General features: G+C 59.1%; 17 protein-coding genes. 16 read left to right on the forward strand and 1 reads right to left on the reverse strand.

Translation table 11 applies throughout. From position 1 onward, the window contains the following. Positions 1–53: 53 nt before the first annotated feature. A complete protein-coding gene (locus ACO54Z_RS04505; protein WP_485995945.1) occupies positions 54–806 on the forward strand; it encodes a DUF6636 domain-containing protein in 753 nt (250 codons plus the stop codon). A 67-nt stretch (positions 807–873) separates the two neighbouring features. On the opposite strand, the gene ACO54Z_RS04510 is transcribed toward ACO54Z_RS04505, so the two are convergent. After that, on the reverse strand, positions 874–2,220 hold the full coding sequence (locus tag ACO54Z_RS04510; RefSeq protein ID WP_485995946.1) for an anaerobic C4-dicarboxylate transporter: 1,347 nt from the start codon (positions 2,218–2,220) through the stop codon (positions 874–876). Between the two features lie 528 nt (positions 2,221–2,748). Here ACO54Z_RS04510 and ACO54Z_RS04515 point away from each other — a divergent pair. The 15 genes from ACO54Z_RS04515 (at position 2,749) to ACO54Z_RS04585 (ending at position 15,389) form a co-directional block, all read left to right on the forward strand. Then, positions 2,749–3,618 (forward strand): serine hydrolase, encoded by an 870-nt coding sequence (locus ACO54Z_RS04515; protein WP_485995947.1) that lies wholly within the window; start codon positions 2,749–2,751, stop codon positions 3,616–3,618. A gap of 44 nt (positions 3,619–3,662) precedes the next feature. After that, the gene (locus tag ACO54Z_RS04520) at positions 3,663–4,208 is read left to right on the forward strand and encodes a YceD family protein (RefSeq protein ID WP_485995948.1); all 546 of its coding nucleotides are present in this window, start codon (positions 3,663–3,665) and stop codon (positions 4,206–4,208) included. Further along, a complete protein-coding gene (gene rpmF / locus ACO54Z_RS04525) occupies positions 4,186–4,389 on the forward strand; it encodes a 50S ribosomal protein L32 (RefSeq protein ID WP_298079201.1) in 204 nt (67 codons plus the stop codon). The genes ACO54Z_RS04520 and rpmF overlap by 23 nt, the downstream gene beginning before the upstream one ends. Before the next feature lie 13 nt (positions 4,390–4,402). After that, positions 4,403–5,449 carry a phosphate acyltransferase PlsX gene (gene plsX, locus ACO54Z_RS04530; protein ID WP_298079199.1) on the forward strand — a complete coding sequence of 349 codons (1,047 nt, stop codon included), beginning with the start codon at positions 4,403–4,405 and terminating at the stop codon, positions 5,447–5,449. Continuing rightward, entirely contained in the window at positions 5,446–6,414 is a 969-nt protein-coding gene (locus ACO54Z_RS04535) for a beta-ketoacyl-ACP synthase III (RefSeq protein WP_485995949.1), read from the forward strand. The genes plsX and ACO54Z_RS04535 overlap by 4 nt, the downstream gene beginning before the upstream one ends. Positions 6,415–6,426: 12 nt before the next feature. After that, positions 6,427–7,365: an ACP S-malonyltransferase gene (fabD, locus tag ACO54Z_RS04540; protein ID WP_485995950.1), complete on the forward strand. Its 939-nt coding sequence runs from the start codon at positions 6,427–6,429 to the stop codon at positions 7,363–7,365. After that, positions 7,362–8,099, forward strand: a complete 738-nt coding sequence (gene fabG / locus ACO54Z_RS04545) for a 3-oxoacyl-ACP reductase FabG (RefSeq protein WP_485995951.1) — start codon at positions 7,362–7,364, stop codon at positions 8,097–8,099. Before fabD ends, fabG begins: the two co-directional genes overlap by 4 nt. Positions 8,100–8,185: 86 nt before the next feature. Continuing rightward, positions 8,186–8,428: an acyl carrier protein gene (gene acpP, locus ACO54Z_RS04550; protein WP_004143495.1), complete on the forward strand. Its 243-nt coding sequence runs from the start codon at positions 8,186–8,188 to the stop codon at positions 8,426–8,428. A 96-nt stretch (positions 8,429–8,524) separates the two neighbouring features. Further along, a complete protein-coding gene (gene fabF, locus ACO54Z_RS04555) occupies positions 8,525–9,793 on the forward strand; it encodes a beta-ketoacyl-ACP synthase II (RefSeq protein ID WP_485995952.1) in 1,269 nt (422 codons plus the stop codon). After that, positions 9,790–10,803 carry an endolytic transglycosylase MltG gene (gene mltG / locus ACO54Z_RS04560; protein WP_485995953.1) on the forward strand — a complete coding sequence of 338 codons (1,014 nt, stop codon included), beginning with the start codon at positions 9,790–9,792 and terminating at the stop codon, positions 10,801–10,803. The genes fabF and mltG overlap by 4 nt, the downstream gene beginning before the upstream one ends. Beyond that, positions 10,800–11,417, forward strand: a complete 618-nt coding sequence (tmk, locus tag ACO54Z_RS04565) for a dTMP kinase (protein WP_485995954.1) — start codon at positions 10,800–10,802, stop codon at positions 11,415–11,417. Before mltG ends, tmk begins: the two co-directional genes overlap by 4 nt. 9 nt (positions 11,418–11,426) lie before the next feature. Further along, a complete protein-coding gene (locus ACO54Z_RS04570) occupies positions 11,427–12,365 on the forward strand; it encodes a DNA polymerase III subunit delta' (RefSeq protein ID WP_485995955.1) in 939 nt (312 codons plus the stop codon). Between the two features lie 2 nt (positions 12,366–12,367). After that, positions 12,368–12,733: a PilZ domain-containing protein gene (locus ACO54Z_RS04575; RefSeq protein ID WP_298079191.1), complete on the forward strand. Its 366-nt coding sequence runs from the start codon at positions 12,368–12,370 to the stop codon at positions 12,731–12,733. 197 nt (positions 12,734–12,930) lie between these two features. Next, positions 12,931–14,226, forward strand: a complete 1,296-nt coding sequence (agp, locus tag ACO54Z_RS04580) for a bifunctional glucose-1-phosphatase/inositol phosphatase (RefSeq protein ID WP_485995956.1) — start codon at positions 12,931–12,933, stop codon at positions 14,224–14,226. A 251-nt stretch (positions 14,227–14,477) separates the two neighbouring features. Then, positions 14,478–15,389, forward strand: coding sequence for a hypothetical protein (locus ACO54Z_RS04585; RefSeq protein ID WP_485995957.1), 912 nt, complete (start codon positions 14,478–14,480; stop codon positions 15,387–15,389). Positions 15,390–15,696 lie beyond the last annotated feature (307 nt).

The following is a 15,696-nucleotide window of genomic DNA, read 5'->3' on the forward strand; positions in this document are numbered from 1 at the left end:
CGCTCCGCTTCCCGTATTACCAAAGCAACCCATTTTCCCCATCGGAACCCGCCATGAACAAAACGCTCCTTCTCCTCGCCCTCCTCGCGGTCACCAGCGCCAACGCCCAAACCGTACCGCGCCTTGATGCCGACAGCATCAAGGCTGCCATTGACGCCAAAAAAGGCGAAAAACCGGCGCCCGAAACCAAAACGGCAGACGTCGCCGAAGCGCCACCCGCGCCCAAGCCTCAAGCAACAGCCGTCGCCGAAGCACCGCCCGCCACGCCAAACGACAACGCGGCTGACGACCCGCTTCCCGCCAGCGCCATCATCACCGAAGCGGCATCGCCTGCCGCCCCGGCACGCCAAACAGAAACCTCGAACCTAACCACGGAAGACAACGGCGCAGACAGCGCCCCCGGCAGCTTCGCCCAACGCTTCAATCTGCCCGGCAAGGGCCAAAACGGCGACTACCTCGCCTACTGCGGCGGCGACGTGCGCAATGTCGCCTTCATCGCACCGCCTTATGACAGCGTGCGCTGCCAGATAGACGTCCCCGTGCAGGGCAAACTCGCACAAGAACGCCCCGCCGACTGCCAGCAGGCCTGGGTGGCAACCCTCGTCCTGCCCGCACAAGGCAACGCGGAAATCCGCTGGGAATGCCGCGGCGATACTGACATGGACGGCACCCCGACCGACCTTGCCGAAGGACAAGCCATCAGCGGCGAGGGCTGGCAATGCCGCCGCAAGGCGGGAAACATCCTCTGCCAGAACGGCGAGCAGCACGGCTTTGTCGTCGGCAAATCATCGCCCAAAATCTTCTGACGCCGCAGCGTCGCCCACAAAAAAACCGGAGCAGGACTCCGGTTTTTTCTTGAATACCCGCGCGGGATTACAGCAGCATTTTCGCAAAGGCGAGACCCAGCACGAGGCTGAAGGCGAGGCTGAGCAAGCCCGGTATCATGAAGCTGTGGTTGAGAATGTAGCGGCCGATGCGGGTCGTGCCGGTGGTGTCGAAGTCGATTGAGGCGATAATCGGGCCGTAGTTCGGGATGAAGAAGTAGCCGTTTACCGCGACGAAGGTGCCGACCATGATTTCCGGCGGGATGCCGAGCGAGACGCCGAGCGGGAACAGGGTGGCGACGGTCGCACCCTGGCTGTTGACCAGCACGGAGAAGGCGAACAGCGCGAAAGCGAATGTCCACGGCGCGGTTTCGACCAGGCCGGAGACCAGCGTTTTCAGTTCTTCGTGGTGGGCACTAAACAGCGTGTCGCCGAGCCAGGCAACGCCGAAGATGGCCATTGCCGCACGCATCCCGGCGTGGAAGACCGAGCCACGGGTAATGGCGGTGCCGTCCGGTTTGCAGAGCATGATGATGAGCGCGCCGGCGGTGAGCATGATGATTTCAATGGTATGCGGCATGGTGAGCACTTTCATCGTGCCGTCTGCCTGGGCAAAAGAGGGACGGAAGTCGTTGGACGAGCCGAGGATAACGACGAGGATGGCGGCAAAGATGAAGATGGAGAGGGAGATTTTCGCCGAACGTTCGCCCGCGCCGCTTTCCATTTCGCTTTCAGAGACCTGGGCGGCAAAGATTTCCTGATAGGCCGGGTCTTTCAGACGGCGCTGGTATTCCGGGTCGTCCTTCAGTTCTTTGCCCATCTTGTTGACGAAGATACAGGCGATGGCGATGCCGAGTATCGTGGACGGCATGGTCACCATCAGGATTTTCCCGATGTTGAGGTGGTACGGTGTGAGGTAGGAAACGGCAGAGGTGACGGCAGCGGCAATCGGGCTGGCGACGATGGAGAATTGCGAGGCAATGACTGCCATTGACAGCGGGCGTTCCGGGCGGATGCCGTTACGGCGCGCCACTTCGGCAATCACCGGCAGCACGGAATAGGCGACGTGGCCGGTACCGGCGAAGATGGTGAAGATGTAGGTGACGGCGGGCGCCATGAAGGTGATGTATTTCGGGTTCTTGCGCAGGATGCGGGTCGCCGCCTTGACCATCAGGTCGAGACCGCCGGCGGCCTGCATCGCCGATGCGGCGGCAACGACCGCCATCATCATCAGCATGACGTCAATCGGCGGGCTGGTTGGTTCCAGACCAAAGCCGAAGGTGAGGATGGCGAGACCGAGACCGCCGAACACACCGAGGCCGATCCCGCCCGCTTGCGCGCCGAGCAGAATACAGACCAGCACGATGATGAACTGTATGAGGAATAGTCCAGACATAAAATGCTCCAAATTTGTGAGTAATCAACCGGTTCAGACGACGCGGACGGTACATTGCCTCATCCGGTCGTGGCCGGTCATGCGCTGTGCCGTGTCGCCAGAGACGGTTATCAACGGGGTTCCGCCTGTTTTACAAGGGGAAAGGCGCGATGCGTCTAAAACGTTAATAACGATCTGCGGCGCATTGTAGTACAGATTGCAAGGCGGTAACACAGGAAAATCCACATTTTTCGCAGGCAAGCACGTTCTCTAAATTTATGCTTTTCATTCATTTGGTTATGGTTAAAAACGCAAAGTGTTAGCCCGGTTTTGCAGCGCGATGGGTGTGATTTTTTGTGTTTACCATGAGGGATAAAAGCGCTTTTCAGGCCGTGATGTGACCATAATTCCACAGAAAAACACAGCAAACCGCAACATTATCCCCAAAATCACTGGCGTCCAGCGGCGCAAAATCAGCCACTGCATGGAAATACTATTTCCTTACGGTTTTGTTAAAATGACGGCTTCAACTCCTCACCATTCATAACCATGTTGCTGAATAAAAGACAATTTCTCGGTCGCGGCTGCGCGCTTGGCCTCGGTGCCGCCCTGCCGCTCACCGCCCAGGCGGCGACACCGCTGGAAAATTCCATCAATGAACGTGTGCGCCAGTTGCACAGCGAAGGACGTCTGGCCGGGGACGAACGCACCGCCTGGCTGGTGCATGACCTGGTCGCCAACCGCCCGCTGGCGCAAATCAACGCGCAGGTGCCGTTGCAATGTGCCAGTCTGGTCAAGCCGTTTGTCATTCAGGCCTATCTGCTCACCCATTATCTGAAGGATTCCAGCCTCTACCCGATGAGCCAGCGCGTGCAGGACGAAATGCGCGGCATGGTAGTCGCCAGTAATAATGAATTTACCAACCACCTGTTCAAACGCCTCGGCGGGCCGCAGGGTGTGCAGTGGATGCTGAAAAAGCAGGCACCGCAGATTTTCCGCAATATTCAAATCGTTGAAAATATTCCGGCGCAGGGGCGCACCTACCGCAACCGCGCCTCCGCCGCCGATTACGACCGCTTCCTCCGCGCCCTCTGGGCGAACCAGCTCCCCGGCGCGCAATATCTGAAGCAAATCATGTCCATCCCCAACCCCGACCGCATCCGCTCCAAAACACAATTCGTGCCGCAAAGCGCGACGGTGTACGACAAGACCGGTTCGACCGCGATGCTCTGTGGCAATTTTGGCATCATCGAATGCAAGGCGGGCGGACGCAGTTATCCCTACACCATCTCCGCCATTATTGAAAAAGACAGCCCGGCGGGGAATTATTCCAGCTGGATTACCAGCCGTAGTAATGTCATCCGCGAAATCTCGGATATTGTCTATCTGCACTTCGCTCGCACGCACGGTATCGGCTGATTTTTCGCTGTTTTTCCGTTTTGACACTAAAAAATGTTGAGAGTATGATGCGCGCTCCCGCGACCCCCCCCCGGTCATTTGACCCTTGGGCCTTTGCCAAAAACCGTTGCCGCGACAGCGGCGTGCTGCCGCTGGCAGATACCGAAACGCTGAAACAATGGACGGGGTCGTGCGATGACGTCGTGCATTACACCCTCGAAGGAAACGTGGACAAAGACGGCCAATACCGCCTCGGCGGCAGCGTGCGTACTGTCCTGCATACCCAGTGCCAGCGCTGTCTGGAAACGATGACGCTGGAGGTTGCCCATTCCTTTGATTATGTGCTGATTCGGGATGAATCCCTTGAGGCCAATGTCACCGACGGCAGCGAAACCCTGATCTGCGCCGAAGACGAACTCAATCTGGCGTGGTTCATTGAAGAAGAAATCCTGCTGGCGATGCCGATGATTGCCAAGCATGAGGATTGCAGCCTGCCGCAGACCGGCGCGCGTGCCCCCCTGCCGCAGGCAGAAACGCAGAACCCGTTTGCGGCTTTGAAAGACTTACTGGAAACCAAGGAGAATTCTCATGGCCGTTCAACAGAATCGTAAAACCCCTTCCAAACGCGGTATGCGCCGCGCCCATGATGCCCTCAGCGGCAAAACCATCTCTACCGACCGTCAGAGCGGTGAACGCCACCTGCGCCACCACGTGACCAAAGACGGCTTCTACCGTGGACGCCTCGCGATTGTCCGCCCCCGTGTCGCCCAACAAATTGACATCGAAGAATAAAATCTGACACGCCATGAGCACGAGCAAGCCGCCAGTCATTGCCATTGACGCAATGGGCGGCGATATCGGTCTGGATGTTACGCTGGCCGCCATCGCCCATATTCAAAAACGCCACCACGACGTGCGCATGATTGTCGTGGGTGACGAGCAGGCGATTCGTGGCCACAAATCCTTTGGCGCAATTGACACACGCCGCATTGACATCCACCACACCACGCAGGTGGTGGCGATGGACGAAGCGCCCGCCAACGTACTGCGCCACAAGACCGATTCCTCCATGTGGAAAGCGATTGAACTGGTGCGCGACGGCAAGGCGCAGGCCTGTGTCAGCGCGGGCAATACCGGCGCACTGATGGCAAGCAGCCGCTACATTCTGAAGATGCTGCCCGGTATTTCCCGTCCGGCCATTTGCGCGGTCGTACCCTCACGCGGCGGTCATGTGCACTGGCTGGATTTGGGGGCCAACGTTGACGCCAAACCGGAGCAGCTGGTGCAGTTCGCGGTGATGGGTTCGGAGCTGGTCAAGGCGGTCGATGAAAAACCAAACCCGATAGTCGGCCTGCTCAACATCGGCGAAGAAGCGATCAAGGGCAACGACATGGTCAAAGAAACCAGCAAATTGCTGGAGAAAACTGACCTCAACTACTGCGGTTTCGTCGAAGGCAATGATATCTTCCTCAAGGAAAAACTGGATATCGTCGTCTGCGACGGCTTTGTCGGTAACGTCGCCCTGAAATCGGTGGAAGGCATCGCCAAATACATTCAGACCACGCTGGAGCAGGAATTTCGCCGCAGTATTTTCAGCAAAATTGCCGCGCTCTTTTCCCTGCCGGTATTGCACCGCACCAAGGCACGCATTGACCCGCGCCGCTATAACGGCGCGACCCTGCTCGGTTTGCAGGGCATTGTTATCAAAAGCCACGGCAACGCCGATATTTTCGCCTTTGCCAATGCCATCAACGTCGCCCGTCTGGAAATCACCAACGGCATCATTGACCACATCCGCTGCCAGCTTGACCGTCAGCAGAAGCGCAGTACAGCCGAAGAACCCACTGCATGATTTACAGCAAAATCCTCAGCACCGGCAGTTACCTGCCGCAGCGGATTATGACCAACCAGGAATTCGCCGAGCGGATGGACACCTCCGACGAGTGGATTCGCACCCGTACCGGTATTGAACAGCGCCATATTGCCGCGCCGGACGAAAGCAGTACCGATCTTGCCTTTTACGCGGCGCGTGATGCCCTTGAGAGCGCGGATATCGACCCGGCGACGATTGACCTGATTATCGTCGCCACCTCTACCCCGGAACACATCTTCCCCAGCAACGCCAGCCAGCTGCAAACCCGCCTCGGCTGCCCGGCCATTGTCGCCTTTGATATGCAGGCCGCCTGCTCCGGTTTTGTCTTCGCGTTGGCAACCGCTGACAATTTCATCCGCGCGGGCAACAGCAAGCGCGCGCTGGTCATCGGTGCGGAAGTCTTCAGCAACATCCTCGACTGGAGCGACCGCAGCACCGCTATCCTCTTTGGCGATGGTGCCGGTGCCGTTATCCTTGAAGCAACGGACAAACCCGGTATTCACGGCTCGGTGCTGCATAGCGACGGCCGTTACAAAGACTTGCTCTATGTGCCGCGTGGTAGCGGTTCGCCCGCGTCCACCCTCGGCGACCGTATGCCCTTCATCCACATGGAAGGGCGCGAAGTGTTCAAGGTGGCGGTACGCAGCCTGGCCGGACTCGTTACCGAACTGCTGGAGCAACAACAGATGCAGGCGGAAGAAATTGATTTCCTCATCCCGCACCAGGCCAACCTGCGCATCATCAAGGCGACTGCCGAACACCTCAACCTGCCGCTGGAAAAAGTCATCCTCACCGTCGCCGAACACGCCAACACCTCCGCTGCCTCCATCCCGCTGGCGTTGGATTACGGCATCAAAAACGGTACGATACAGCGCGGCCACAAACTGCTGCTGGAAGCCTTCGGTGGCGGATTCGTTTGGGGTGGCAGCATCATCACTTACTAAGAGGAGTTCAACATGGCGACCATCGCACTGATTTTCCCCGGACAGGGCTCACAAAGCCCCGGTATGCTCAAGGAACTGGCAGCAACTTACCCCGTCGTGCAGCGTCGCTTTCAGGAAGCCTCCGACGTACTCGGTCTTGACCTCTGGCAAATCGCCCAGAAAGACCCGAACAACCAACTTGACCAGACCGCGATTACCCAGCCCGCGCTACTTGCCGCTGGCATTGCCTGTGCCGATATCCTGCGCGACGAATGCGGTATCAACGCGCCTTATATGGCAGGCCACTCGCTGGGCGAATACACCGCCCTTTGTGCCGCAGGCGCCATGACCTTCGCCGAAGCCATCCAGCTCGTGCATATGCGCGGCAAAATCATGCAGGAAGCGGTCGCCCCCGGTGAAGGCGCCATGGCCGCCATCCTGGGCTTGGCCGATGAAGACGTCATCAGCGTTTGCAACCGCACCCCCGGCAAAGTCAGCGCCGCCAATTTCAACTCGCCCGGCCAGGTCGTGATTGCCGGTGAAGCCGCCGCAGTCGCCGCTGCGGTAGAAGCGGCGAAACAGGCGGGGGCAAAACGTGCCGTCCTCCTTGCTGTCAGCGTCCCCTCCCATTGCGCTCTGATGCGTGCCGCCGCCGGACAGCTCAGCCTGCACCTCGGCAAAGTCCATTGGCACCCCGCGAATGCGGTCATCATCCATAACGTGGATGCCAAAACCCATGAAAACACCAGCGGTATTGAAGCCGCGCTGGGTGCGCAACTGTACCAACCGGTGCGCTGGGTGGATTGCGTCAAGGCACTTGCCGCACGCGGCGTCAATCTCTTTATCGAAGTCGGGCCGGGCAAAGTCCTCACCGGACTGAACAAGCGTATCGACAAAACGCTGCGTACCATCGCCTTTGACCATCCCGACAGCGTCGCCGCTGTCCGCCAAGCCCTCACGGAGACCCCATGAACCTGCAAGAGCAAGTCGCCCTCGTTACCGGTGCCAGCCGTGGCATCGGACACGCCATCCTTGACGCCCTCGGCCGCGAAGGTGTAACCGTCATCGGCACCGCTACCAGCGACAATGGCGCGGATGCCATCAGCCAACACATTGCCGCAAGCGGCTTCAAGGGCTGCGGCAAAAAACTCTCCGTCAATGATAACGACGCGGTAGAAGCGCTGATTAAAGACATCGCCGGAGAATTTGCCCCGGTCGGCATCCTCGTCAACAACGCCGGTATCACCGACGACAACCTGCTGATGCGGATGAAACCGGAACAATGGGATCACGTCATTGATACCAACCTCAGCAGCGTTTACCGCCTGAGCAAGGCGGTATTGCGCGACATGATGAAAGCGCGCTGTGGCCGTATCATCAACATCACCTCGGTCGTCGGCATCATGGGCAATGCCGGGCAGACCAACTACGCCGCCACCAAGGCCGGACTTATCGGCTTCTCCAAATCGCTGGCGCGTGAAGTCGGCTCGCGCGGCATCACCGTCAACTGCGTTGCCCCCGGCTTCATCCAGACCGACATGACCGACAAACTGCCGGAAGAGCAGAAAAAAATGCTCGCCGAACAAATCCCGCTGGCCAAACTGGGGCGGGTGGAAGACGTCGCCGAAGCGGTCGTCTATCTGGCGCGCGCCGAATACATCACCGGCGAGACGCTGAATATCAACGGCGGAATGTATATGCTGTAAGGGCGCGCACCCGCCGCCGTGTGGCAATTGCCCCATAAACCTTTTACAATACGCCCCCTTCAATCACAACCCAGGAAAAACACACCATGAGTAATTCAATCGAAGAACGCGTCATCAAAGTGATCGCAGAGCAGTTGAGCGTTGATGAGGCGCAGGTCAAGCCTGAAGCCGCCTTCATTGACGACCTCGGCGCTGACTCACTCGATCTCGTTGAACTCGTCATGTCATTGGAAAAAGAATTTGACTGCGAAATTCCCGACGAAGACGCAGAAAAAATCACCACCGTGCAAACCGCTATCGACTACGTCAAAGCCAACAGCAACGGCTAAACGGGTCGGCAGGCAAGCCACGGTAGTTTAACGGACTGCTGTGGCTTTTTTGTATCCCCGCCCGCCACAAACCGGGCCAACCAACGGCAGGAACACATGACGCAAACAACCCGCAGCAGAGCCATACCTCGTGTCGTCGTAACCGGCATGGGCATCATCAGCCCGGTCGGCAGCAGCATCGCCAGCGCCTGGGAGAACATCCTCGCTGGCAAGAGCGGCATTACCCCCATCACCGATTATGACCCTTCGGACTTGCCCGTGCGTTTCCGTGGCGCCGTCCAGGGATTCGACCTTGCCCGCTACTTTGATGCCAAAGAAGCGCGCAAAATGGACGGCTTCATTCACTATGGTGTCGCCGCCGCAGTTGATGCCATCAGCGACAGTGGCCTCGAATTTACCAATCCCACCCTCGCCGAACGAACCGGCATCATCATTGGCTCCGGTATCGGTGGCCTGCCGGGAATGCTGGACGGCTACCGTGAATTTCTCGAACGTGGCGCGCGCCGCGTCTCGCCGTTCTATGTGCCGAAAAACATCGTCAACATGATCGCGGGCAACCTCTCCATCCGCTACGGCATCAAGGGGCCGACACTTGCGACCGTCACCGCCTGCGCCAGCGCCACCCACTCCATCGCCCAGGCCTACCGCATGATTCAAATGGGCGATGTGGACGTGATGATTGCCGGGGGCGCGGAAAGCGCGGGTAACGACATGGGCATCGCCGGATTTGCCGCTGCCAAAGCCCTCTCCACCCGCAACGACGACCCGCAGCGCGCCTCCCGCCCCTGGGACAAAGACCGCGACGGCTTCGTCCTGGGCGACGGCGCGGGCGTCATCATCCTCGAATCCCTCGAACACGCCCTGGCGCGCGGTGCCACCATCCACGGCGAAATCATCGGCATGGGCATGAGCTCGGACGCCTACCACATGACCGCACCGCTGGAAGACGGCTCCGGCGCGGCGCGCTGCATGACCCTCGCCCTCAAGGACGCGGGCATCACCCCGGACGCGGTGGACTACATCAACGCGCACGGCACCTCAACTCCTGCGGGTGACATCGCCGAAACCCGCGCCATCAAAAACAGCTTCGGCGAACACGCCTACCGCCTCGCCGTCAGCAGCACCAAATCCATGACCGGGCACGCCCTCGGCGCTGCCGGCGGTCTTGAAGCCATCTTCAGCCTGCTCGCCCTGCGCGACCAAATCGCACCGCCGACCATCAACCTCGACCAGCCCGGCGAAGGCTGCGACCTTGACTACGTCCCGCACAAAGCACGCCCGATGAAAATCGGCACCGCCCTGTCCAACTCCTTCGGCTTCGGCGGCACCAACGCCTGCATCCTCCTGCGACGGTACCAGCCATGAAACGCTTCCTCCTCAACCTCTTCCTTACCCTCATCCTTCTCGCCGCCTGGGCGGCGGGCGTCTTCTACCTGCAATACCAAAAAGCGCTGAACGAACCGCTCGTCACCGAAGGCGACGGCATCGTCACCGTCAAGCCTGGTGACACCCTCACCAGCCTCAACCGCGAACTGACCCGGCGCGGCATCATCCACAGCGACTGGGTACTGCCGATGTATGCCCGCCTCAACCCGCAAGCGGCGAACATCAAGGCGGGCGACTACCGCATTGACCCGAACGCCAGCCTGCCCTCGCTCATCAACGACATCACCAACGGCAAAGTGGTGGTGTACAACATCACCGTCGTTGAAGGCAAAACCTTCAAAGACCTGCGCGCGAGCCTCGAACAAACCGCCGGTATCGAACACACCCTGAACAACAAAACCGACGCGCAAATCGCCACCCTGCTCGGCATCGAAGGCAGCCCCGAAGGCTGGTTCATGCCTGAAACCTACCAGTTCCACCGGGGCACCAGCGACCTCGAACTGCTGAAACGGATGCACGGCGAAATGCAGCGCGTTCTGGAAGGCTCCTGGCCGACCCGCGCCGACGGCCTGCCGTTTACCACCCCCTACCAGGCGCTGATCCTCGCCTCCATCGTCGAAAAAGAAACCGGTGTCGCCAGCGAGCGTCCGCAAATCGCCGGCGTCTTCGTCCGCCGCCTCGAAAAAGATATGCTGCTGCAAACCGACCCCAGCGTCATCTACGGCGCGGCTGATTACCACGGCGACCTGACCCGCAAACACCTGCAAACCGACACCCCATACAACACCTACATCAACAAAGGCCTGCCGCCGACCCCGATCGCCCTGCCCGGCAAGGCGAGCATTGAAGCGGCGCTGCACCCGGCAGATGGCGACAGCTTCTACTTCGTCGCCGACGGCAAAGGCGGCCACACCTTCAGCGCCACCTACGAAGAACACCAACAGGCCGTTGCCCGCTACCTCAAACAACAACAACAGCCCAAACCATGAGCGGGCGCTTCATCACCCTGGATGGCAGCGAAGGCGTCGGCAAAAGCACCCAGCTCGCCAACATCCGGGCGTGGTGCGAAGCGCACGGCATCACCGCCCGCTACGGGCGCGAACCGGGCGGCACCCCGCTGGGCGAACGGCTGCGCGACATCCTTCTCGACCGCACGACCAACGCCGACCCGCTGACCGAACTGCTGCTGCTCCTCGCCGCCCGCCGCGCCCACCTGCAACAAACCATCCTGCCCGCCCTCGCCCGTGGCGAATGGTACATCTCTGACCGTTACCGCGACGCCACCCACGCCTACCAACACTACGGGCGTGGCATCCCGCAGGCGACTATCGCCGCGCTCGAAGCGGCGAGCGACACCGCCCGCGTCCCCGACCTCGCCCTCATCCTCGAATGCAGCCCCGCCACCGCCCGCGCCCGTCTCGCCCAACGCGGCGCCGACCAGGACCGCTTTGAGCGCGAACCCGCCGACTTCTTCGCCCGCGTCGCTGACGGCTACCGCGTCCGCGCGCAAGAACCACACTCTGTCCTCATCAACGCCGAAGATGACGCCGCAACCGTCTTCGCACGCATCCGCCCGCATCTGGACGCGCTGCGCCACCCCTGAACCGCCGCCATGCTCCCCTGGACCGACCTGCACTACCGTGGCCTTGACCGCCTCGCCGACCAACTGCCTGCGACCCTGCTCCTCATCGACCCGCAGCGCGGCAACGCTGACGACATGGCGCGCGCCATCATCGCCCGCGCGCTCTGCCTCAACGACACGCACCGCCCCTGCGGCCAGTGCAAATCCTGCCACCTGCTGACGCAAGGCACCCACCCCGACACCGCCAGCTACCTTGAACCCTGCAAAATCGAAGACATCCGCGCCATCGGCGACACCCTGCAAAACACCCCGGCGATTGGCGCGCTGCGCGTGACCTACCTCGGCGCCATTGACAACTACAACCCCTACGCGCTCAACGCCCTACTGAAAACCCTGGAAGAACCGCCGCAACACAGCCGCTTCATCCTGAGCGCCACCAACCGCCGCGCGGTCAAGGCGACTATCTTGAGCCGCAGCCACGTCGTCACCCTGCCGCAACCGACCGCCGAACAGGCACAACAGTGGCTGGTCAGCACCCACCAGTTCAGCGCCGAACAAGCCGCCGCCAGCCTCGCGCTGCACCACGGCAACCCGCATCAGGCGCTTGCCCACCCGGACGCGCCCGACCCGCTTGAGCACATCGATCTCCTCATCGCCTACCTCGCCCAACCGCAGCGGGCGACCGCCTACCTGCACCACCTCGACCGCCTCAAAGACAGCGACCTGAACGACTACCTGCAAAGCCAGCTGGAAACCCTCATCACCAGCCGCCAACTGGACAGCAGCGGCCAAACTTGGCACAATCGCCTGCGCCAACACGACGCAGACCTGCAAGGACTCGACCTGAACCGCCTGCATACCCTCTATGCACGCCTCAGCGAACTGCGCCGCCCGGACCGGCAACAAATCGGGCAAACCCTCAACATCAAAGCCCTGTTGCTGGAAACCTGCGACAAACGGAACCCCTAACCATGACAACCCCTGCTACCCCCCAATCCAAACTCAAACAAGGCGTTATCCGCCTCAACATCGAAGACCTGAAAGACCTCTACCAGGCATATATGCCCTTTGTGGACGGCTGCGGCATCTTCGTCGCCACCGAAGAACACTACGCGCTGGAGCAAGAAGTCTTCGTCTTCCTCAAACTGCCGGGCGACCTTGGCAAATTCGCCGCCTCCGGCCGCATCGTCTGGCTCAACCCGCCGAAAAAAATCTCGCGCCGCGTCCCCGGCGTCGGCGTCCAGCTACGCGGCAAAGAAGCACCGAAAATCCGTGAAGTCATCGAAGCCGGCCTCGGCAAAATGATGACCAGCGGCCTGCCATCCGCGACGATGTAACGCCCAAAACTGCCCTTTGCTTCTGACGGACATACTTTCGCGAAGCGGATGCTTCCGAAAATTCACACAAAACCCCGCCTTATGCGGGGTTTTCTGATAAAAATAAACACAAAAACACACAAAACCCACAACGGGGCGTACAATTATGCCCATTGCCACGCGATGACAATACCCGCAAACACACCCCGGAGATTCACATGAAAAAAACCCTCCTCCTCACCGCCCTCGCTGCCGCCTGCGCCGCCGCCCAGGCCGAAACCGCTTTGGCCGCAGCCACGCCCGAAGGCTACACCCTCGAAAAAATCACCATCCTGAGCCGCCACGGCATCCGCGCGCCGCTGATTGGCTACGGCAGTGCGCTGGCAGAAGCCACCCCGCAAACCTGGACACCGTGGAAAACCGAAGGCGGCCACCTCACCCCGCGCGGCGGCGAACTCGAAACCCGCCTCGCACACTACATGGACGAATGGTTCGACGACGTCGGCCTCGTCAAAAAAGACGCCTGCCCCGCCGCCGGAGAACTGCTCGTCTATACCAACAGCCTGCCGCGCACCATCGACACCGGCAAACACTTCGTCAAGGGCGCTTTCCCCGACTGCGACATCAAAGTCCATAACCTTGAAGAAGTGGGCAAAATGGACAACACCTTCAACCCCATCGTGCGCAGCCCGGTGGATGCCGCCTTCACCGAAAAAGCCGAAAAATCCATTGACCAAATGCTTGGCGACGGCGGCTTTGCCAAACTGAACGAACGCCTCGCCAAGAATTATCAAATCCTCGAAGACGTGCTGGATTACGACCACTCCGCCACCTGCGAAAAAGAAAAACAGTGCGACCTCGAAAAAATCCCGAACACCCTCACCTTCGCCCAGGACAAAGAGCCCGGCACCAAAGGCCCGCTGCGTAACGGCACCGGTGCGGCCGACAGCTTCATCCTTCAATACTACGAAGGCTACCCGGCGGGCGAAGTCGCCTGGGGCAAAATCCGGACACCGGAACAATGGCAGGCCATCGTTGACCTGAAAAACATCTACACCGACGTCCTCTTCACCTCGCCGGTACTCGCCAAAGAAACCGCCTCGCCGCTGCTCGCCTTCATCCAGAACAGCTTTGCCGACCACGGCTACCAGCACCCGCTGATCAAAGACGCGCAAAAGGCGAAAATCACCCTGCTCGTCGGCCACGACTCCAACGTCGCCTCGCTCTTGGCGCTGTTGCAGGCCGCACCGTATCAACTGCCCGACCAGTACGAAAAAACCCCGATTAGCGGCAAAGTGCTGTTTGAGCAATGGCGCGACAAAGACGGCAAGGCACTGCTGAAAATCGAGTACGTCTATCAGACCACGCAACAACTGCGCGAAGACCAGGAACTCAGCCTGAAAAACCCGCCGCAGCGCGTGACCCTCAAACTGGAAGGCTGCCCGACGGACGCCAACGGCTTCTGCCCGATGGACGACTTTAACCGCGTCGCCGATGCCGCGCTCAAGCCCTGAAGCCCCCGCCGCCCATTTGCGAAAAATCCCGCCCCGGCGGGATTTTTCATGCCATGCGATGCCTTGCCCGCTGTGGCAGAAGCTGCTACCTTCGCCAGCAGGCAAACCCATCAGAGGCAACCACAATGACCGCCCGCCAAAACCACCACGCCACCCGGCGCAACCGACAACCAGAACACCCAGCCAAACACCCCCACGGGCAAGCGCGTCCGTGGGGGTGTTTTGTTTTCATCCCTTGCCACGGATAAGCCATGATCACCCCACAGGACATCTTCCGCTTTATCTTCTTCGCCTTTTGGGGCGGGGTTCTTTTCCTGCTCGTCATCGTTTGGGGGGTGGTGTACAAATGCAGCGAACCCGGCAAGGCATGGCGCAACAACATCATTGCGACGGTTGTCGTTTTGGGGGGCGTTCTTGCCTGGATATTTATCCCCAGTGCAAATGAACGCAGGTTAAATCGTGAAGCAGAAATCCGCCGTCAAAATCGTCTGAAAAGTAGGGCAGTCTTTGAAGAGCTTTGCAAGACAGCAGGTGAGAAAATTTACCGGACAGCGGACAATGTGGAAGGCGTTACCTTATTGAAGGTGTGGGATAGAGAATCCATCCATAAAGAGGATAAGCTATGGAAGTATGCAGGGTTGCCAGAACAATATGGTAAAGATAGTTATATCGAAGGATTTTTGAAATGGAGAGTTAAAATAATAACAGAAGGAAATGAGAAATATGATGACGTGTTATTTTCGCCAGAAGATCAGAATCACCCTTATATCTTGCAAGGCAGATATTCTTATGTAGATGTCAAACAAAAAAATGGAACATTTTTACGCTATACATTAGGCGATAACCTTAATCAAAATTATAGAATGATTTCTAATTTTACTAAAAGTCCTGCCCGCTATACGGTTACTTTCGAGAATCCTGTTGTTCCGGAAGAACGGGAGCACTGGATTGCGCATACGCGCGCTACGGTAATAGATTTACAAGACAATACGGTGATGGCGACCAAAGACTGGTACAGTTTTGAAAGTCAGCAGGGCTATGGTAGTTATACCATGTGGGCAACCGCAGCCACCTGTCCGGATCCGGGCAAGTCATCAACCGCTTATCCTATCCGTCTCTTTATTGGAGATGTGCTTAAACCCAAACCAGAAGAGCGGCAATGAGCAATATAGCCACCCACCGAAAGTCTCATACGATGTTGCGTCGCCTCATCGGGAACCTTAAAAATAGCGGCGCTATTTTTAAGGGAAACCCGCGCCGTACAACTGCGTACTGCCTTCAGCATCGCTGTCGCATTCAATGATGGGGGGTACTGACTGAATGCTGCGCCCAAGATGACTGACTAGCATTGGCGGCCATGCCATGGACGCTACCCCCACCCCAGCCGTTTCTCTCGCTTCGCGAGCAAGGCTTACTGTCTTCGGCAGCGCGTCTTGTCTGAGACTTTGGGTGTATTGCTATGCTACGAAT

It is taken from the genome of Cardiobacterium sp. (genome assembly GCF_057314735.1).